Genomic DNA, 17,359 nt, shown 5'->3' with positions numbered 1-17,359 from the left:
GGGATCCGGGTGGGGCCGCGTGCCGTGCCGGGCCTCGGACGGTCGCGATGCCCTCGTCGACCGTTCGGGGTCCGGTCCCCCGCGCCCTGTCCCTGAGCGCGGGGGTGGACGCCTCGTCAGGCGTCGGTCTTCACCAGCTCGGGGCTGGAGTCGTGGTTCGCCGCGGAGCCCTGGGCCACGATGGTGGCGGGCTTGACGCTGCGGATCAGGAAGGGGACGGCGCCGGCGACCACGCAGACCGCGGCGGCGGTCCAGAACGCGTGCTTGTAGGCGTCCAGGGTGGGGAGCGAGACCGGGATCGGCAGCTTCATGGTGTCGCCGGTCAGGATGGCGGCCATCACGGCGGTGCCGATCGCGCCACCGACGGTGCGCAGCACGGCGTTCATGCCGTTGGCGATGCCGCTCTGCTCGACCGGGACGGCGCCGTTGATGTAGGCGGGCATCGCCGAGAAGGCGAGGCCGATGCCCAGACCGAAGATCGCCGAGGCGGTGTAGATGTCGGCCTCGTGGCTGTGCCGCAGGGCCAGGTAGGCCATCGCGACGGCGCCGAGGACGCCACCGAGGACCAGCGGGAGGCGGGGGCCGCGGCGGGCGATCAGCAGGGCGCCGAGCGGGGCGGCGACCATCGAGCCGAGCGCGGAGGGCAGCAGCATGATGCCGGCGTGCAGCACGGTGGCGGTGAAGCCGTAGTGGGCGAGCTTCTCAGGGGTCTGGGCGAAGTTGCTGATCACCATGAACGAGCCGTACATGCCGAAGCCGATCAGCAGGCCGGCCAGGTTGGTGAAGGCGACGGCCGGGCGGGACATCATCGTCATGTCGACCAGCGGGTGCTTGACCTTGACCTCGATGACGCCCCAGATCAGGGCGACCACGGCGGCGACGGCGAACAGGCCGAGCGTCTTGGTGGAGGTCCAGCCCCAGTGGTTGCCCTGGCTGACCGCGACCAGCAGGGCGGAGAGCCAGCCGGCCAGGGTGATCGCACCGAGCGGGTCGGCGCCGCCGTCCTTGTCGGTGACCGGGTCGGCGGGCACCCGGAAGGCGACCAGGGCGACCGCGAGCAGACCGAAGACCAGGCCCATCCAGAAGATCGACTTGTAGCTCCAGTGCTCCAGCAGCAGGCCGGTGGCGACCAGGCCGAGGCCGCTGCCGACGCCCATCGACGCGCTGATCGCCGCGACGCCGCCGGTGACCTTCTGCTTGGGCAGTTCGTCACGGACGATGCTGATGGCCAGCGGCAGCACGCCACCGCCGGCGCCCTGGAGGACGCGGGCGACGACCAGCCAGGTGAAGGAGTGGGTGGTGACCGCGAGTGCGGACCCCGCCACCAGGCCGGCCAGCGAGATCAGCAGCATCGGCTTGCGGCCGCGCAGGTCGCCGAAGCGCCCCAGCAGGGGGGTCAGCACGGCGGCGGAGAGCAGGTTGGCGGTCATCAGCCAGGTGATGCTGGAGCCCGAGACGCCGAGCTCCTTGGCCAGCGAGGGCAGGATCGGAACGACCGCGGTCTGCACCACGCTGAACGACAGCATCGCCAGGATGAGGGCCGGCAGGACCCGGGCGCTGCTTGGCTTCGTGGTGGTGGGCTGTGGTGCCTCACTCACGGTTGCTTCCTCCTGTACATGGTGAATGAACTGAAGTAACCATGCAGGGGGATACTTCAGTGTGTCAAATATCGATTGGTGAAGCTTTGGCAAAGTCGAGGACCCCGGGCCGCGGCGGCCCGGGGTCCTGCTGATGTCCGGTTCAGATGAGCGGCCGGACCGGAGCCTCGCGGGCCGGTTCGTCCACCGCACGGGCGGCTGTGGCCGGGTGCGGAGTGTGGGCCGCCGGGGGTGCGGGCGTGTGGACGGACGCCGTCGCGGGGGGCGGGGCGGGCGCGGTGGCGTCGTGCACCTCGATGTGCTCGCGCCGCAGCTCGTCGCGGATCACCTCCTCGGTGGTGTACCGCTCGACCACCAGGCGGACCCGCTCGACGGGCGCCAGGTACTTGCGGACCACCGGGCGCTCCTCGCGCAGCGTGACCTCCTCGACGGACTCGGCGATCTCCTTGTTGGTGATGAGCGCGCGCTCGGCCTCGCTGACAGGCGTCCGCTCCACCCGGACCCGCTCGCGGACCACGGGGACGCGGTGCTCCACCGCCTCGGTGATGACGTACTTGCGCAGCTTCGCGGTGCCCAGGACGTGCCACTCGGTGGTGACCTCCAGCCGTTCCTCGCGGCAGGTGAGCTCCACCGGGCTGCCGGGCGCGGGCGGGGCCGGCCGTGCGGCGTCGACTGGGGCGCCGTCGACGGCCGGGGCGCCGTTGACGGCCGGAGTGTCGGGCTCCGTGGTCTGCGGCCGGGGCGCGGCGGCGGGCGCGGTGGCGGTGCCGGCTCCCGAGGCGGTCTCCCGGGCGGGTCCGGACGGCTTGCCGAGGTCGACCGCCGGGGTGGTGGCGTGCTTGGCGGGCGCGGTGTCGGCGGAGTGGAAGGCGAGCGGCCCGGCGGGGGGCGCGGCGTCTGCGGAGTGGAAGGAGAGGTGCTTGGCCGGAGCCGCGGCGGTGGACGCGACGCCTGCGGCCGCGCCCGCCCCCGCCGCGTCGGCGGCCTTCTCCGCCGGGGGGACGGCGCCGAAGTCCAGGTCGGCCGGCTGGTCGGCGTCGGGCCCGGAGCGGTCGTCCGCCGGGGTGTCGAGTCCGTAGTAGCGGTAGAGCTGGAGTTCCTGGGCCGGTGAGAGGTGCTGGCCCACGCCGAAGTCCGGCGACTCCTTCACCAGGGACTTGTCGTACGGCACCCGCAGCTCGTCGCCGGAGAACTCGCTGGTGGTCAGCGGGACGAAGGCGTCCCGGCCGAAGATGCCGGTCCGGACGGCGGCCCACTCCGGCTGGCCGGTGGCGTCGTCGAGGTACACCTCGTCGACCGTGCCGATCTTGTCTCCGTTGCGGTCCACCGCCTTGTGGCCGATGAGGTCCCGGGGATCGATATCGGTTTGCACTCTTTCCTCCCGTGCAGCTGTTCCTGCGGAACGCCGTAGGCCGGCGGTTTGAGCACCCGTTCCCTCCGCCACTTCACACCAAAAGCCATGAACCAGACATACGCGAGCCGGGTGCAGCCGTCCGGGCCGGGTGCTCCGCTGTACGGGTCACGGGTGAAGTGGCCGAGTGACCTGACGTACCCGTGATCGGAGGGCTTCCCGCTGGTACCCTGGGCGCGACCGCCGAGCCCGCTCGGGAGAGTCCCCGACCGCGAAAACCGCTGGTCGAGGCGCCGAAGGAGCAACTCCTCCCCGGAATCTCTCAGGCATCCGTACCGTGTGGGATAGGTCACTCTGGAAAGCAGGGCAGGACCGCCGGCGAGGGAGCCGGCGGCCACCACCCTCACCGACGGTGCAAGCCGACGGTGCGCCCACAGCGCACCGTGCGGGTGAAGCTCTCAGGTCCCGATGACAGAGGGGGAGGCCTGTCGGGTTCGTCCGCCCGGGCCGAGCCGCTGTCCGCAGCGATCGGAGCCGTCCGGCGTGCGGACCCCCGCCGGTCCGTGACCAGGAGGCCTCGACCACCATGAACGCCCAGCCGAACGCCGGACGCTCCACCAGCGCCGCGACCCTCACCGAGCTTGAGCAGGCCAGCCCCTTCGAGACCCGCCACATCGGCCCCGACGCCGCCGCGCAGGAGAAGATGCTGGCCCAGGTCGGCTACGGCTCGCTGGACGAGCTCGCCGCCACCGCCGTGCCCGAGGCGATCCGCTCCATCACCGGTCTGGACCTGCCCGCGGGTCGCAGCGAGGCCCAGGTGCTCGCGGAGCTGCGCGAGCTGGCCGGCCGCAACCGGGTGCTCCAGCCGATGATCGGCCTGGGCTACTACGGGACCTTCACCCCGCCGGTGATCCTCCGCAACGTCCTGGAGAACCCGGCCTGGTACACCGCCTACACGCCGTACCAGCCGGAGATCTCGCAGGGCCGCCTGGAGGCGCTGATCAACTTCCAGACCCTGGTCTCCGACCTGACCGGCCTGCCCACCTCCGGCTCCTCGCTGCTCGACGAGGGCACCGCGGCCGCCGAGGCGATGGCGCTGGCCCGCCGCGTCACCAAGGTCAAGGGCGGTGTCTTCCTGGTCGACGCCGAGACCCTGCCGCAGACCCTCGCGGTGGTCAACACCCGCGCCGTGCCGACCGGGGTCGAGGTCGTCGTCGCCGACCTCTCCGCGGGCATCCCGGCCGAGATCGTCGAGCGCGGTGTCTTCGGCGTGCTGCTCCAGTACCCGGGTGCCACCGGTGTGGTCCGCGACCTCACCCCCGTCATCGAGCAGGCCCACGGCCTCGGCGCGATCGTCGCCGTCGCCGCCGACCTGCTGGCGCTCACCCTGCTGAAGTCCCCGGGCTCGCTCGGCGCCGACATCGCCTGCGGCACCTCGCAGCGCTTCGGGGTGCCGATGGGCTTCGGCGGCCCGCACGCCGGCTACCTCTCGGTGCGCGCCGAGTACGCCCGTTCGCTGCCCGGCCGCCTGGTCGGCGTCTCCGTCGACGCCGACGGCAACCGCGCCTACCGCCTGGCGCTGCAGACCCGTGAGCAGCACATCCGCCGCGAGAAGGCGACCAGCAACATCTGCACCGCCCAGGTGCTGCTCGCCGTGATGGCCTCGATGTACGCCGTCTACCACGGCCCGGACGGCCTGGCGGACATCGCCCGGCGCACCCACCGCTACGCCGCCGCCCTCGCCGAGGGCCTGCGGGCCGGCGGCGTGGAACTGCTGCACGGCGAGTTCTTCGACACCGTCACCGCCGTCGTCCCCGGCCGCGCCGCCGCGATCGCCGAGGCCGCCCGCGAGCACGGCATCAACGTCTACCAGGACGGCGAGGACCGGATCTCGGTCTCCACCGACGAGACCACCACCCGCGAGCACCTGGCGGGCGTCTGGGCCGCGTTCGGCGTCGAGGGCGTCGAGGTCGCGGAGGGCGCCGACGCGCTGCCCGCCGCGCTGCTGCGCGAGGACGAGTACCTGACCCACCCGGTCTTCCACAGCCACCGCTCGGAGACCGCGCTGCTGCGGTACCTGCGCCGTCTGTCGGACCGGGACTACGCGCTGGACCGCGGCATGATCCCGCTGGGCTCCTGCACCATGAAGCTCAACGCGACCACCGAGATGGAGCCGGTGACCTGGCCCGAGTTCGGCCAGCTGCACCCCTTCGCGCCGATCGACCAGGCGCAGGGCTTCCTCACCCTGATCCGTCAGCTGGAGCAGCAGCTGGTCGAGGTGACCGGCTACGACGCCGTCTCCATCCAGCCGAACGCCGGCTCCCAGGGCGAGCTGGCCGGCCTGCTGGCCGTCCGCGCCTACCACCACGCCAACGGCGACACCCAGCGTGACGTCTGCCTGATCCCGTCCTCCGCGCACGGCACCAACGCGGCCTCCGCCGTGATGGCCGGCATGCGCGTGGTCGTGGTCAAGACCCTGGTCGACGGCGACGTGGACGTCGAGGACCTCAAGGTCAAGATCGAGAAGCACCGCGACAGCCTCGCCGTGCTGATGGTCACCTACCCGTCCACCCACGGCGTGTACGAGACCCAGATCACCGACATCTGCGCGGCCGTGCACGAGGCCGGGGGCCAGGTGTACGTGGACGGTGCCAACCTGAACGCCCTGGTCGGCCTCGCCAAGCCGGGCAAGTTCGGCGCGGACGTCTCGCACCTGAACCTGCACAAGACCTTCTGCATCCCGCACGGCGGCGGCGGCCCCGGCGTCGGCCCGGTCGCGGTGCGCGGGCACCTCGCGCCGTACCTGCCCAACCACCCGCTCCAGGCGGAGGCCGGCCCGGCCACCGGCGTCGGCCCGATCTCGGCCGCGCCCTGGGGCTCGGCCGCCATCCTGCCGATCTCCTGGGCGTACGTCCGGCTGATGGGCGGCGAGGGGCTCAAGCACGCCACCCAGGTCGCGGTGCTGAACGCCAACTACATCGCCAAGCGGCTGGCCCCGCACTTCCCGGTGCTCTACACCGGCCCCGGCGGCCTGGTCGCGCACGAGTGCATCATCGACCTGCGCCCGCTCACCAAGGAGACCGGCGTCTCGGTGGACGACATCGCCAAGCGCCTGATCGACTACGGGTTCCACGCGCCGACGATGTCGTTCCCGGTGGCCGGCACCCTGATGATCGAGCCGACCGAGTCCGAGGACCTGCACGAGATCGACCGGTTCTGCGACGCGATGATCGAGATCCGGGCCGAGATCGAGAAGGTCGGCTCGGGCGCGTGGGCGGCCGAGGACAACCCGCTGCGCAACGCCCCGCACACCGCAGCCGCCCTGGCCGGCGACTGGGCGCACGGCTACTCGCGGCAGGAGGCGGTCTTCCCGGCCGGCGTCAACCCGGCGGACAAGTACTGGCCGCCGGTCAGCCGGATCGACGGCGCGTACGGCGACCGCAACCTGGTCTGCTCCTGCCCGCCGCTGGACGAGTACGGCTCCTGACGTAGCCCGGACGGCACAGGCAGGGCCCCGGCGGAACGTTCCGCCGGGGCCCTGCCCCGTCCTGTGTCGCCCCGGCCGTCTACGCGGCGTGGGCGACGGCGCGGCGCGGGGCGATCACCCGGCCGTCGGGCAGCAGTTCGCCGGTGTCCTCGAAGAGCAGGACGCCGTTGCAGAGCAGGCTCCAGCCCTGCTCCGGGTGGCAGGCCACCGGTACGGCCGCCTCGCGGTCCTCGGATTCGGCCGACGGGCACTCAGGACGGTGCTGGCACATTCGCGTACCCTCGCTTCGCTCTGCGATCCACCCCGTGGTGCGGCCGACGGATGACCATCGGGAGCCGCCGCGGTAGCCGGATCCTGTCCGGCGCCGGGCCAGGTGTGGGCCGGCGCTCAAGTGGGTAGGACAGGGGGTCCTTCCACGCTGGTTCCCAGTGTCGGCATCCGGGGACGATCGCGCAGCGATTTCGTGACACGCGCCACAACCCCCGGGCAGAGATCACCCGTTCAGGTGGCGTAGCGGGTGTATCACCCCCGGACGGGCCATCGTCCGGCTGGCCCGGGAAGGCCATGCCCGATGGCCCGCCCGGGTGGGCGGGCAGGGCGGTGGGGTGCCGTGGGGGGCCTCAGGGCGAGCCGAGCAGCAGCGACCCGGCGAGCGGTGTCCGTGCCAGGGCCGCCAGCAGGTCGCCGGCCGGATAGGCGCGGTGCGCGGTGACCCCGAGCGGGGCCGGTGCCAGCGGGATCAGCAGGTCCGAGGCCGGGCCGGCGTCCGGGCTGTGCAGCCACAGCGCCGTCGCGTACTGGCCGGGAAAGGTCAGCAGTCTGGGCTGCTGCCGGGCCCGGGAGGACTGGGCGAGCTGCCAGGCCTGGCGCAGGGCCCGGACGGTGGAGTCCAGGTAGGGCCCGGCGGTGAAGTGGGAGAAGGCGTGGCCCTCCACGCCCTGTACGACCTCCGCCGCGGCGGCGACCTCGGGTCCGTCCTTGATCAGGAAGCGCCAGCCCGTTCGCCGGGCGGCGCGGAGTTCGGGGCGTGGCCCGTCCAGGACGTAGACCGCGAGCGGGTGTGCGGGGAGCAGTGGGCCGGCCGGGTGGAGCAGCGCTGCGGCGGCGGGTTGGCGCAGCGCGGTCTCCGAGTCGAGCGCGGCGAGGACCGCGCGCAGGGCACTGGGCGGGGGCTGGGGGGTCTGCAGAGTCATGGCGAGGTCGCCTCTCCGTGCGAGATCGGCGTGCGAGTGCGGCATACCGGCGTGGCGCGGTGTGTCATCGGTGACGGGACCTGGCCGTGTCCGGTTGTGCATGATCGCGGTGCCGGCGCGGCTGCTGCAGTCGACGAGGGCTTCGGAGCAGTAGCAGACCGGCCGGAGCGCAGTGCAGTGCGAATTCTACTCGAACAGGTGCGCAGGGTGACCTGTTTATCACAGGCGGTGTCGCCGGGCAAGTCGGCAGATGCGCTGAAAGTCCATCAGTTTCCTTGCATTGCAAGCCATTCGAAGCTCTCGGGTATCGATCTTCCAGGCGGGCATGATGCTTGCACGGTCGGTCGGCCGGGTGGGCTCAGGAGGAGGGGACCATGGGCGAGAAGGTCGTGGCGACGCGGGCGGACCTGTCGGACCGACAGCAGTACCGCCGCAAGCTGCAGTCCTGTCTCGACGCGCTGGGGCGGATGCTGCGCGAGGAGCGCTTCGACCGCCCGCGAGCGGTGGTGGGCCTGGAGATCGAGCTCAACCTGGCCGACGAGCAGGGTCTTCCGGTGATGCGCAACGCGCAGGTGCTGAGCTCCATCGGCTCCAGTGACTTCCAGACCGAGCTGGGCCAGTTCAACATCGAGGTCAACATCACCCCGCACCGGCTCTGCGGGCACGTCTTCGAGGAACTGCGGGAGGAGATCGACACCGGGCTGCGCTACGCCGACCGGCGGGCCGCCGAGGCCGGGGCCCGGATCGTGATGGTGGGCATCCTCCCGACCCTGGAGCACGACCACACCGGGCTGGACGCGATGTCCCACAACCAGCGCTACAGCCTGCTCAGCGACCAGATCGTGGCGGCCCGGGGCGAGGACATCACCCTGGACATCGAGGGCGTCGAGCGTCTCCAGCTGGAGTCGATCACCATGGTGGCCGAGGCCGCCGCGACCTCCCTGCAGCTGCATCTGCAGGTCACCCCCGAGCGGTTCTCCTCGGTCTGGAACGCCGCCCAGGCGTTCTGCGGCCCGCAGCTCGCGCTCGGCGCCAACTCGCCGTTCCTGTTCGGACGGGAGCTGTGGCGGGAGACCAGGCCGGTGCTCTTCCAGCAGGCCTGCGACACCCGTACGGCGGAGCTCAAGGCACAGGGCGTGCGCCCGATCACCTGGTTCGGCGAGCGCTGGGTGGACTCCGCCTACGACCTGTTCGAGGAGAACCTCCGCTACTTCCCGGCGCTGCTGCCGATCTGCGACGACGAGGACCCGGCCAAGGTGCTCTCCTCCGGCGGGATCCCGAGGCTGGCCGAGATGCGCCTGCACAACGGCACCATCTACCGCTGGAACCGCCCGGTGTACGACGTCAGCGACGGCGTGCCGCACCTGCGGGTGGAGAACCGGGCGCTGCCGGCCGGCCCGACGGTGGCCGACACCCTGGCCAACGCGGCCTTCTACTACGGGCTGGTCCGGGTGCTGGCCGAACAGCCGAAGCCGATCTGGACCAGGCTGCCGTTCGACCGGGCGGACGAGAACTTCCAGCAGGCCGCCCGGTACGGCATCGACGCCGTCTTCCAGTGGCCGCAGCGCGGCCGGGCCGGGCGGGCCGGCGGGCTGGCCACCGTCTCCGCCGTGGACCTGGTGCTCAACGAACTGCTGCCGATGGCGTACCAGGGACTGGACGAGTGGGGCGTGGAGCCCGCCGACCGGGACCGCTACCTCGGCATCATCGAGCAGCGCTGCCTGCGCCGCGTCAACGGAGCCTCCTGGCAGAGCGCGACCTTCCACCGGCTGCGCGAGCAGTTCGGGATGGACCGGTCGGCCGCGCTCGCCGCGATGACCCGGCGGTACATCGAGCACATGCGCGGCGGCGAGCCGGTGCACACCTGGCCGGTGGGCTAGGAGCAGCCCTGTGGCAGGATGACCGCTCCGGCGGTCGGCCGACGGCCGGAGCGACGCCCGCCCGCTGGAGCCCCCCGTGACCACCGTCCCGACCGCACCGGAGACCGCGACGCCCACGCGCCGGCTGCTCGGCGTGGAGCTGCTGACCGTCCTCGGGCTCTCGCTCGGGGCCAGCGGCATCGCCGCGCTGATCAGCTTCACGGGTTCGCTCACCGAGCCGCTCAAGCTCGGCCAGCAGGTCGCCACCCTGAACGGCTCGCGCGCCCCCGGCCGGCCCTGGCTGGACCTCACCTGGCAGCTGTACTACATCGGACGCGGCCTGATGCCGGTCGTACTGGTCGGCTATCTGCTGGTGCGCGAGGGCGCCGCGCTGCGGGTGCTCGGCTTCGACCTCGGGCAGAAGCTGAAGGACCTCGGCCGGGGCGCCGCCGTCGCCGCCGCGATCGGCGGCTCGGGGCTCGCGCTCTACCTGGCCTCCCAGGCAGCCGGCTACAACCTGACGGTGGCACCCTCCGGGCTGCCCGACGTCTGGTGGCGGATCCCGCTGCTGCTCGCCTCCGCCTGGCAGAACGCGATCCTGGAGGAGGTGGTCGTCCTCGGCTACCTGCTGCGCCGGCTCGGGCAGCTGGGCTGGTCCTGGCCGGCCGCGCTGGTGGCGAGTTCGGTGCTGCGGGGCTCGTACCACCTGTACCAGGGGGTCGGCGGGCTGATCGGCAACATGGTGATGGGCGCGGTGTTCTGCCTGCTGTACCGGCGGTGGGGGCGGGTGATGCCGCTGGTGGTGGCGCACGCGCTGATCGACACGGTGGCCTTCGTCGGGTACGCGCTGCTGGCCGGGCACGTCAGTTGGCTGCCGACCGGCTGACCGGGAACGGGACGGCCGGGGTGCGCGGCGGGCGGGCGAGCAGCCGGTCCACGTGCCGGCGTTCGAGGCCCTGGCCGGGGTCGATCGGCAGCAGGACGCGGTCGCGCCGCCAGAGCGCCCGGCGGACCAGGCAGCCGGGGATGACGTCGTCGACCCAGGCGAACGGACGGCCCGCGGCGTACCGCAGCAGGGGTGCCCACTTGTGGGCGGAGAACAGGTCCATCAGCGGCACCCGCGGGTCGCCGGGCTGCGGGACGTAGCCGGCGAAGCGGACCACCGGGAGGCGGGGCAGGCCGATCGCGGGGGCGATGTGGATGTTGGCTTTCTCCTCCCACGTGGTCGCCCAGACGAGTTCGTAGGTGCCGGCCAGTTCGCGCAGCCACTCGCCGTGCCGGGCCGAGAGCAGCACGCTGTAGCCGAGCAGGGTGTGCGTGTCGAAATCGTTCTCCGGGCCGGGACAGACCGGGTTGAGCACACCGTCGACGTCCAGGAAGAGCAGTGGTTTCGGCATTGGGCGCCCCAGGTTCGACTCCGTCGTTTCCTGGTCGGACGCGGGACGCCCCGCCGGTGGTTGCCACCGGCGGGGCGTACGGGTCAGGTGGGGCGCTCAGCGGACGGCGGTGGCCTCCGTACCGGTCGGCACGGCGGCTTCGGCGGGCCGGGCGGCGCGCCGGGAGAGTTGGCGGACCTGCGGCTCCAGCAGGACGACGGCGCTGAGCAGCAGACAGAGCACCGCACAGGCCCAGAGGGCGCCGGAGAGGCCGAGCGCGTCGGCGGCCGGGCCGGCCAGGGCCGTTCCGACCGGTGCCAGGGAGAGCGAGCCGAGCTGGTCGTAGGCGGAGACCCGGGAGAACATCTCGGCCGGGATCTCCTGCTGCAGGGCGATCATCCAGTTGACGCCGAACACGGTGACCCCGGCGCCGGACAGGAACATCACGGCAACCAGGACCGGCAGCGGCGCGGCCACGGCCAGGGCCAGGGCGGGCAGGCCGAAGAGGAAGACGCCGTAGTTGCCGACGAGCAGGATCCGGCGCGGCTGCCAGCGGACCATCACCAGGCCGGTCACGACCAGGCCGATCCCGTGCGCGGCCAGCGCCAGACCCCAGTCGCCGGCGCCGCCGAGCTGCTCCTTGGCGACGATCGGCCCGTAGACCGCGTCCACCGCGGTGATGCACGCCATCAGGACGGCGAACTGGAGGACGATCACCCAGAGCCAGCGCCGGGAGGCGAACTCCTGCCAGCCCTCGCGCAGATCGCGCAGCATGCCGGGCCCGGCGCCGGCGGTGGGCGCGGCCTCCGCCTCCAGGAGGAAGCGCAGGCAGGCGGCGACCAGGAAGCAGCCGGCGTCCAGCGCGAGCACCCAGCCGGGGCCGACGGCGGCGGTCAGGGCGCCGCCGAGCGCCATACCGCCGATCTGGGCCGAGTTGAGGGCCATCCGGAAGACCGAGAACGCCCGCCCGGCGTGCTCCGTCGACACGCTCTGCATGATCATGCCCTCGGAGGCCGGGGCGTAGAAGGCGTGGCCCGCGCCGCCGGCGGCGGAGAGCAGCATCAACTGCCAGAGCTGGACGTGGCCGGAGAGGACGAGGGCGGCCAGAACGGCCTGGGAGAGGGCGTTGAACAGATTGGCCGCGACCATGACGTGGTGGCGCGGCAGCCGGTCGGCGAGGGCGCCGCCGACCATCAGCAGCAGGACGACCGGCACCAGACGGGCCGCGGTGACATACCCGACCTCGGCGGTGGAGCCACCGCTGTCCATGACGGCGAAGGCGGTGGCGATCGGGGCGCCGGCGTTGCCGAGGCCGCTGATCACGGTGGCGGCGGTCTGGATGCGGTAGTTGCGGCCGGCCCAGGGGAAACGGGGGCGGCGTGCGGGTTGGCTGGGCACCTGGAGACTATGCCGGGCGAACTGTCAGCTGTCCAGCGGGTTTTCGAGCCTTACCGGCGGTGGTGGGGCGGGTACGGGGCGGGGCGCGGGGCAGGCCCTATCCGAGGTGGCCGTGGAGGAAGCTGAGGGTGCGCCGCCAGGCCGTCCGGGCCTGGAGCGGGTCGTAGCCGCCGAGCGGGTTCTCGTCGTTCATGAAGGCGTGCCCGGCCGGGTAGAAGTGGATCTCGGGGCGGACGTCGGTCGCCTCGCCGATGCGGATCGCCGCCTCGTCCACGGCCGCCATCGGGATCGAGCGGTCCCGCTCGCCGAAGTGGCCGAGGACGTGCGCGGTCAGGCCCCGGTAGTCGAAGTCCTGGTCCGGCGGGAGCCCGTAGAACGGGACCACGGCGGCCACCCGGTCGCCCGCCGCGGCGCCGAGCAGCAGGGCGAAGCCGCCGCCCATGCAGAAGCCGACCACCCCGACGGCGTCCCCGACCACGCCGTCGAGCCCGAGCAGGAAGTCGACCGCGCCGCCGAGGTCCGCCACGGCCCGCTCGACCGGCAGCTCGCGCCTCAGCCGGGCGGCCTCCGCGCTGTCGTGGGTGGTGGCACCGCCGAACAGGTCGGGCGCGAGGACGGTGAAGCCCTCGGCGGCGAAGCGGTCCGCCATGGTCGCGATGTGCGAGGTGAGCCCCCACCACTCCTGCACCACCACCAGGCCGGGGCCGACGCCCTGCGGCGGACGGGCCAGATAGCCGTGGGCCCGACGCCCGTTGCTCGGGAAGGTGACGTTCTGCCGGGAGCCGCCCTGATCAGGCATGGCTTCCTCTCGGTGGGACGGGCCGCGCGGCGCGGCGACGACTGCGGGGGCCTGTACGTCAGCCCATCTCCTCCAGGGCGCGGCCCTTGGTCTCCTTGATGCAGAAGGCCACGAAGGGGATCGAGAGCAGCGCGAAGGCGGCGTAGACGACGTACGTCGCCGACAGGTTCCAGTCGGCGAGGTCGGGGAAGGTGACGGTGATCGCCCAGTTGGCGATCCACTGGGCCGAGGCGGCGACCGACAGGGCGAGCGCCCGGATCCGGTTGGGGAACATCTCGCCGAGCAGGACCCAGACCACCACGCCCCAGGAGAACGCGAAGCAGAACACGAAGACGTGCGCGGCGACCAGCGCGACCGTGGCGTGGGTGTTGTCCAGCGTGGCGGTGTCGCCGGTGCCGTGCCGGTAGGAGAACGCCCAGGCGGCGGTGGACAGCGCGATCGCCATGCCCGTCGAACCGGCCAGCGCCAGCGGCTTGCGGCCGATCCGGTCCACCAGCGCCATCGCGACCACCGTTCCGATGACGTTGATGATCGAGGTGGAGAGGCTGATCAGCAGTGAGTTGGCCTCGTTGATGCCGACGGACTGCCAGAGGAAGGACGAGTAGTAGAAGATCACGTTGATGCCGACGAACTGCTGGAACACCGAGGCGCCGATGCCGACCCAGACGATCGGCAGCAGCCCGAACCGGCCGCCCAGCAGGTCCTTCGGCCGGGGCTTGTGGGTGGACTCCAGCACCGCCCGGATCTCGGCGACCCGGGCGTCCAGGTCCACCCCCGCGCCCTCCACCTCCAGCAGCACCTTGCGCGCCTGCTCCTCGCGGTGGTCGGCGATCAGATAGCGCGGAGACTCCGGGATGGCCAGCGCCATCAGGCCGTACACCAGCGCCGGGACGGTCTCCACACCGAGCATCCACTGCCAGGCCTGGATACCGCCGAGGTGGCCGGTGGACTCGCCGCCGGCGGCCTGGTTGAGCGCCCAGTTGGCGAGCTGGGAGACGGTGATGCCGAGCACGATCGCCATCTGCTGGAAGGACGCGAGCCGGCCGCGGTAGGCGGTCGGGGCGACCTCGGCGATATAGGTGGGCGCGATGACGGAGGCGATGCCGATCGCGATGCCACCGACCACCCGCCAGGCCGCGAGCACCTGGATGCTCGGCGGGAACATCGAGCCGGCACCGCTGATCGCGAAGAGGGTCGCGGCGAGCAGCATGGTGCGGACCCGGCCGAGGTGATCGGCGAGCCGGCCCGCGATGACCGCGCCGGCCGCCGAGCCGAGCAGCGCGATGGCCACCACGAAGGCGGTCTCGCTGTTGCCCACCCCGAAGTGCCGCTGGATGCCCGTCACCGCGCCGTTGATCACCGCACTGTCGTAGCCGAACAGGAAGCCGCCCATCGCGGCGGCGGCGGAGATGAACACGACGTGCCCGAGGTGCGCCTCGCCGGACGCCTGATGACTGTCGAGTGTGGACATGCGCGCTCCCCGAGTGGACGGGCCCGCCGGCATCCGGATGGGCGGGATTCGTCTCACATCCGACCAGTAGTCGGTGGATCCCGCCCGAGATCGAGCCGATCGGGTGACGTGGTGTCAGCGCTGCTACCCGCTCCGCCGGGCGTTACGCCGGAGCAGTTGGACCCGGGCCGCGGTGTCCAGGCCGCGGCCGCGTTCGGCCAGGCGGTCGGCGATGGCGTGCTGCTCGGCCGCGGGCTTCTTGTCGTCGTACTTGAACTTGGCGCGTACCTCGCGGACCGTCAGCCGCAGCCCGCGCAGGCCCGGGAGGAGCCGGCCGAACGGGCTGTCGCCGGGGGTGACCCGGATCTGCGGGGTCTCGGGCTGGAAGTGGGCCAGCTGGCGGTTGAGGATCTCCGCCTTGCCGGCCGCGTCCTCGACCAGCTCGGCGGTGCAGGAGAACTGGACGGAGGCGTAGTAACTGGTCGGCGTGCCGGGCTCGCCGCGCCAGTGGCCCGGGGCGAAGACGTAGTCGTCGGTCACCGAGAGGGTCACCTGGGGGTCGGCCCGGACGGCGGCGAGCAGCGGGTTGGGCGCGGCGAGGTGGAGCAGGACCTCGCCGCGCTCGGCGTCCAGCAGGAAGTGGGTGGGGACCAGGACGGGGCCCTGGCCGGGCGGGCCGTTGGCGGCGAGCAGGCCGAAGTCGCGGCCCTCGGCGAGCCAGGCGCGCCACTCGGCCTCGTCGCCCCGGTCCCAGGACCTGATCAGCATCGTCGGGCCCCCGTCAGCGGGAGAGGTCGCGCAGGTGCGCGGGGAGCGGAACGGTGGTGGACGCGGCCGGTTCGGGGGTGCCGTGCACCGTGGCGACCGGCACCACGCCGGCCCAGTGCGGCAGACCGAGGTCGGCCTCGTCGTCGTCGGCGCCGTCGGCGCGGGTCTTGGCGGAGACCTCGTCCAGGTCGAGGCGGATCACCGCGGTGGCGGCGAGCTCCCTGGCGTTGGCCGGGCGGACCTCGGCGGAGCGGCCGGGGACGGCGTGGTCGACCAGCGCGTCCAGCGCGGTCGTCAGCTCCTCCGGGTCGGTGACCTGGTGGGCGGTGCCGTGGGCGACCACCGAGCGGAAGTTGACCGAGTGGTTGAACGCGGACTTGGTCAGCACCAGGCCGTCGACCAGGGTGACGGTGACGCAGACCGGCAGGCCCTGGTCGCCCGCGGCGCCGCGCAGCGGACGGCTGCCGGTGGAGCCGTGGACGTAGAGGCGGTCGCCGACGCGGGCGTAGATGGTCGGCAGGACGACCGGGGCGCCGTCGGCGATGAAACCCAGGTGGCAGATGTAAGCGCTGTCGAGGATGGCGTGGATCGCGTCCTGCTCCCAGGTGGCGCGGTCCTTGTAGCGGGTCGGGGTGGTGCGCGGGGTGCGGGAGTAAACCGGGGTGCCGCCAGACATGACAACCTCTATGTACTAGTGCATAATCTGTTTTGTGCTAGGAGACTATCCGATCAAGGGGCGGCGCGCCAGCGAAATCGCGGCCGACGTCGAGCGGGGCGTGAGCAGCGGACGGCTCGCGCCCGGAACCCCACTGCCCCCGCTGCGCGACCTGGCCGGCGAGCTCGGCGTCAACCCCAACACGGTCGCCGCCGCCTACCGGCTGCTCCGCGACCGCGGGGTGATCGAGACGGCCGGCCGCAAGGGCAGCCGCATCCTCCCCAGGCCCGCGCTCACCCCGCGCGACCAGATCCGCGTGCCCGTGCCCCCGCACGCCCGCGACCTGTCCGGCGGCAACCCCGACCCGGCGCAGCTGCCCGACCTCACCCCGGCCCTCGCGGCCGCCGCCGAGGCCGCCCGCCGCGAGCCGGTGCAGTACGGGCACCCGGCCGCCGACCCCGGGCTGCTCGCCCTCGCCGGCGCCGCCTTCGCGGCCGACGGCCTCCCCGACGGGCCGATCGCCGTCGCCTCCGGCTCGCTCGACACCATCGAGCGCATCCTCGCCACCCGGCTGCGCCCCGGCGACGCCGTCGCCGTCGAGGATCCGGGCTGGGGGAGCCTGCTGGACCTGCTGCCCGCGCTCGGTCTCAAGCCCGCGCCCGTCCGGCTGGACGACGACGGCCCGCTGCCCGACGCGCTCGCCGGGGCGCTGGCGGACGGCGCCCGCGCGGTGATCGTCACCAGCCGCGCGCAGAACCCGACCGGGGCCGCGCTCACCGCCACCAGGGCCGGAGAGCTGCGCGAGGTGCTGGCCGGGTACCCCGGGGTGCTGCTGATCGAGGACGACCACGGGCACGGCATCGTCGACCAGCCGTACCACCCGCTGGTCGGCTCCGGCCCGGAACGCTGGGCGGTGGTGCGCTCGGCGGCCAAGGCGTACGGGCCGGACCTGCGGCTCTCGGTCGCGGTCGGGGACGAGGACACCATCGGGCGGGTCTCGGGCCGGCAGCGGCTCGGGGCCGGCTGGGTCAGCCATCTGCTGCAGCGCACCGTCGCGGAACTGTGGCGGACCGACGCGGCGCCGGCCGGGCGGGTGGCCGCCGCCTATCGGGAGCGCCGGGACGCGCTGCTGGGGGAGTTGGCCGCGCGTGGCATCGAGGCGCACGGCGCCAGCGGGCTGAACGTCTGGGTGCCCGTGCCGGACGAGACGTCCGCGCTGGTCGCCCTGGTGCAGCGCGGCTGGGTGGCGGCGCCCGGCGCGCGCTACCGGATGCAGTCCCCGCCGGGGATGAGGCTCACCATCGCGGAGCTGGACCCGGCCGACGCGCGGCGGCTGGCCGAGGACCTGGCGGCCGTGCTGGGGACGGGCGGTGTCGGCTCGCGGCTGATCTGAGCCGGAGCCGGAGTCGGGGTCGGAGCCGGGGC

Annotated in this window: 14 protein-coding genes and 1 riboswitch; of the genes, 4 read left to right on the top strand and 10 right to left on the bottom strand. The window is 72.9% G+C overall.

The features are described 5' to 3' along the window. Positions 1-116 precede the first annotated feature (116 nt). On the bottom strand, positions 117-1,598 hold the full coding sequence (locus tag AB0P06_RS20315) for an MFS transporter (protein ID WP_363609153.1): 1,482 nt from the start codon (positions 1,596-1,598) through the stop codon (positions 117-119). Between the two features lie 142 nt (positions 1,599-1,740). Beyond that, positions 1,741-2,970: a PRC and DUF2382 domain-containing protein gene (locus tag AB0P06_RS20310; RefSeq protein WP_363609151.1), complete on the bottom strand. Its 1,230-nt coding sequence runs from the start codon at positions 2,968-2,970 to the stop codon at positions 1,741-1,743. A 223-nt stretch (positions 2,971-3,193) separates the two neighbouring features. Next, positions 3,194-3,297: riboswitch (glycine riboswitch) on the top strand. 238 nt (positions 3,298-3,535) lie between these two features. Here AB0P06_RS20310 and gcvP point away from each other — a divergent pair. After that, the gene (gcvP, locus tag AB0P06_RS20305) at positions 3,536-6,436 is read left to right on the top strand and encodes an aminomethyl-transferring glycine dehydrogenase (RefSeq protein WP_363609149.1); all 2,901 of its coding nucleotides are present in this window, start codon (positions 3,536-3,538) and stop codon (positions 6,434-6,436) included. A 79-nt stretch (positions 6,437-6,515) separates the two neighbouring features. Here gcvP and AB0P06_RS20300 read toward each other — a convergent pair whose 3' ends face one another. Both AB0P06_RS20300 and AB0P06_RS20295 read right to left on the bottom strand, forming a co-directional pair. Next, the gene (locus AB0P06_RS20300; protein ID WP_363609147.1) at positions 6,516-6,707 is read right to left on the bottom strand and encodes a DUF5999 family protein; all 192 of its coding nucleotides are present in this window, start codon (positions 6,705-6,707) and stop codon (positions 6,516-6,518) included. A 349-nt stretch (positions 6,708-7,056) separates the two neighbouring features. Next, the gene (locus AB0P06_RS20295; protein ID WP_363609145.1) at positions 7,057-7,629 is read right to left on the bottom strand and encodes a hypothetical protein; all 573 of its coding nucleotides are present in this window, start codon (positions 7,627-7,629) and stop codon (positions 7,057-7,059) included. Between the two features lie 374 nt (positions 7,630-8,003). Between AB0P06_RS20295 and AB0P06_RS20290 the strand changes: the two genes are divergently transcribed. Together AB0P06_RS20290 and AB0P06_RS20285 are read left to right on the top strand one after the other, a co-directional pair. After that, positions 8,004-9,509: a glutamate--cysteine ligase gene (locus tag AB0P06_RS20290; protein ID WP_363609143.1), complete on the top strand. Its 1,506-nt coding sequence runs from the start codon at positions 8,004-8,006 to the stop codon at positions 9,507-9,509. A 76-nt stretch (positions 9,510-9,585) separates the two neighbouring features. Next, entirely contained in the window at positions 9,586-10,374 is a 789-nt protein-coding gene (locus AB0P06_RS20285; RefSeq protein ID WP_363609142.1) for a CPBP family intramembrane glutamic endopeptidase, read from the top strand. Here the strand turns inward: AB0P06_RS20285 and AB0P06_RS20280 are convergent. The 6 genes from AB0P06_RS20280 to AB0P06_RS20255 all read right to left on the bottom strand — a co-directional run bounded on the left by AB0P06_RS20280 (position 10,352) and on the right by AB0P06_RS20255 (position 15,955). Next, positions 10,352-10,885, bottom strand: a complete 534-nt coding sequence (locus tag AB0P06_RS20280) for an HAD domain-containing protein (protein ID WP_363609140.1) — start codon at positions 10,883-10,885, stop codon at positions 10,352-10,354. The genes AB0P06_RS20285 and AB0P06_RS20280 overlap by 23 nt on opposite strands. A 96-nt stretch (positions 10,886-10,981) precedes the next feature. After that, positions 10,982-12,262, bottom strand: a complete 1,281-nt coding sequence (locus AB0P06_RS20275; protein ID WP_363609138.1) for an MFS transporter — start codon at positions 12,260-12,262, stop codon at positions 10,982-10,984. 97 nt (positions 12,263-12,359) lie between these two features. Beyond that, positions 12,360-13,061, bottom strand: a complete 702-nt coding sequence (locus AB0P06_RS20270; RefSeq protein WP_363609136.1) for an alpha/beta fold hydrolase — start codon at positions 13,059-13,061, stop codon at positions 12,360-12,362. Between the two features lie 58 nt (positions 13,062-13,119). Further along, the gene (locus AB0P06_RS20265) at positions 13,120-14,532 is read right to left on the bottom strand and encodes a sugar porter family MFS transporter (RefSeq protein ID WP_363609134.1); all 1,413 of its coding nucleotides are present in this window, start codon (positions 14,530-14,532) and stop codon (positions 13,120-13,122) included. A 123-nt stretch (positions 14,533-14,655) separates the two neighbouring features. Continuing rightward, positions 14,656-15,279 carry an FMN-binding negative transcriptional regulator gene (locus AB0P06_RS20260; protein ID WP_363609132.1) on the bottom strand — a complete coding sequence of 208 codons (624 nt, stop codon included), beginning with the start codon at positions 15,277-15,279 and terminating at the stop codon, positions 14,656-14,658. A 13-nt stretch (positions 15,280-15,292) separates the two neighbouring features. Further along, positions 15,293-15,955: a pyridoxamine 5'-phosphate oxidase family protein gene (locus AB0P06_RS20255; protein ID WP_363609130.1), complete on the bottom strand. Its 663-nt coding sequence runs from the start codon at positions 15,953-15,955 to the stop codon at positions 15,293-15,295. A gap of 34 nt (positions 15,956-15,989) precedes the next feature. On the opposite strand from AB0P06_RS20255, the gene AB0P06_RS20250 reads away from it, so the two are divergent. Next, entirely contained in the window at positions 15,990-17,327 is a 1,338-nt protein-coding gene (locus AB0P06_RS20250; RefSeq protein WP_363609128.1) for an aminotransferase class I/II-fold pyridoxal phosphate-dependent enzyme, read from the top strand. The last annotated feature ends 32 nt before the right edge of the window (positions 17,328-17,359 follow it).

The sequence above is a fragment of the Kitasatospora sp. NPDC088351 genome (assembly GCF_040685575.1).
Taxonomy (GTDB): domain Bacteria; phylum Actinomycetota; class Actinomycetes; order Streptomycetales; family Streptomycetaceae; genus Kitasatospora.
Note: the sequence above shows the minus strand (reverse complement) of the source record. Positions and strands in the feature narration are given on the sequence as shown.

Bases quoted from the DNA above. Each gene is read 5' to 3' on its own strand.
- AB0P06_RS20280 (WP_363609140.1), bottom strand. From the start codon at position 10,885: ATGCCGAAACCACTGCTCTTCCTGGACGTCGACGGTGTGCTCAACCCG.
- AB0P06_RS20295 (WP_363609145.1), bottom strand. From the start codon at position 7,629: ATGACTCTGCAGACCCCCCAGCCCCCGCCCAGTGCCCTGCGCGCGGTC.
- AB0P06_RS20255 (WP_363609130.1), bottom strand. From the start codon at position 15,955: ATGTCTGGCGGCACCCCGGTTTACTCCCGCACCCCGCGCACCACCCCG.
- AB0P06_RS20290 (WP_363609143.1), top strand. From the start codon at position 8,004: ATGGGCGAGAAGGTCGTGGCGACGCGGGCGGACCTGTCGGACCGACAG.
- AB0P06_RS20300 (WP_363609147.1), bottom strand. From the start codon at position 6,707: ATGTGCCAGCACCGTCCTGAGTGCCCGTCGGCCGAATCCGAGGACCGC.
- gcvP (WP_363609149.1), top strand. From the start codon at position 3,536: ATGAACGCCCAGCCGAACGCCGGACGCTCCACCAGCGCCGCGACCCTC.
- AB0P06_RS20260 (WP_363609132.1), bottom strand. From the start codon at position 15,279: ATGCTGATCAGGTCCTGGGACCGGGGCGACGAGGCCGAGTGGCGCGCC.
- AB0P06_RS20270 (WP_363609136.1), bottom strand. From the start codon at position 13,061: ATGCCTGATCAGGGCGGCTCCCGGCAGAACGTCACCTTCCCGAGCAAC.
- AB0P06_RS20265 (WP_363609134.1), bottom strand. From the start codon at position 14,532: ATGTCCACACTCGACAGTCATCAGGCGTCCGGCGAGGCGCACCTCGGG.